The organism is Bradyrhizobium sp. MI1.7 (assembly GCF_055811795.1).
Map to the genome: position 1 here is coordinate 1 of NZ_JBVVPO010000199.1, position 1,418 is coordinate 1,418.

The 1,418-nt window shown below is 63.8% G+C and carries 1 protein-coding gene; it reads right to left on the reverse strand.

The genetic code is table 11. The annotated features are described in order from the left end of the window. Positions 1-36: 36 nt before the first annotated feature. Positions 37-1,320: an IS256 family transposase gene (locus tag AC0L3X_RS47075; protein WP_439034083.1), complete on the reverse strand. Its 1,284-nt coding sequence runs from the start codon at positions 1,318-1,320 to the stop codon at positions 37-39. Positions 1,321-1,418: the final 98 nt, after the last annotated feature.

Below are 1,418 nucleotides of genomic sequence, written 5' to 3' on the forward strand. Positions count from 1 at the left end.
GAGCTATCGCCAAATTTTGGTGACGGCCGGGGCCGGTCAGGCGGCGGCGGTTGTGGGCTGACGGTCGGTCGGCTTTGCGATGACCTCGATCCCGTTGTTGAATGTCACACCGAGAACGAGTTTTGGCAACTGGTTATGACCGTCGAGACGGCGCCAGCCTTTTTGGGCGCCCTCGATCAGTTTGAAGACCATCGCGAGCGCAGTCCTGTTGGACAGACAGCCCTTCGATCGGATCGTGCGATGGCGCACGGTGGCGAAGGTGCTTTCAATGGGGTTGGTGGTCCGTAAGTGTTTCCAATGCTCGGCCGGGAAGTCGTAGAATGCCAGCAGCGTATCCCGATCCTTGGCCAGGCAGTCGGCCGCCTTGTCGTATTTCAACGCGTAGCTCTCGATGAATGCCTCGAACGCCAGTTCGGCGGCGGCCTTGGTTTCGGCCATCCAGATCTCCTGCAACGCGCGTTTGGCTTTCGGCTGCTGGCTCTTCGGTAACTTGGCGAGCACGTTGGCGGTCTTGTGCACCCAGCAGCGCTGCTCGCGCGTTTTCGGCCAGACCTCGCCGGCCGCCTTCCAGAACCCGAGTGCGCCATCGGCGATGACGAGCCGCGGGGGCACGTCGAGCCCGCGCCGCTTCAGGTCGAGCAGCAGATCACGCCAGTCGTGCGCGCTCTCGCGGGCGCCATCGGTGAAGCCGACCAGTTCCTTGCGGCCTTCCGGCGTCGCGCCGATCAGCACCAGGATGCACTGCTTTTCGTCCTCGAGGCGGGCTTCGAGATGGATGCCGTCGGCCCAGATGTAGACGTAGCGTTTCGCCGACAGATCGCGCTTCTGCCACGCGGCGTGCTCGTCGAACCAGCCGTCCTTCAGGCGGCCGATGGCGGATGCCGACAACCCGGCAGCATCCTTGCCGATCAGCGCCGCCAGCGCCTCGGAGAAATCGCCGGTCGAGATACCCTTCAGATAAAGGATCGGCAGCAGCGTCTCGATCGACTTCGACCGGCGCATGTAGGGCGGCAGGATCGACGGTGAGAACCGGATGCGGCCGGGATCGCCGGCGGCGGCCGTGCGGTCGCGCGCACGCGGCTGGCGGACGGTGACCGGACCGATACCGGTCATCACCTCGCGTTCCGGCAGGTGACCGTGGCGGACGACGCGCTGCTGACCGTCCTGGGTCTTTAAATCGGCATGCTTGTCGAGGAAGTCCGCGACCTCGGCCTCGACCGCCTTGGCAAGCAGCGCACGGGCTCCATTGCGTAAGATTTCGGTGAGTTGATCGTCGAAGAATCCTGGCTGAATCAGTCTGGTGACGTTATCGTTGGGCACGGCATATCGCTCCTTTGGTGGAGAAGTGGAGGCGTCAAGCACCCCCACGATATGCCGCCTTCCCGATTCCCGCCGTCACCAACTTTCGGCGATAGCTC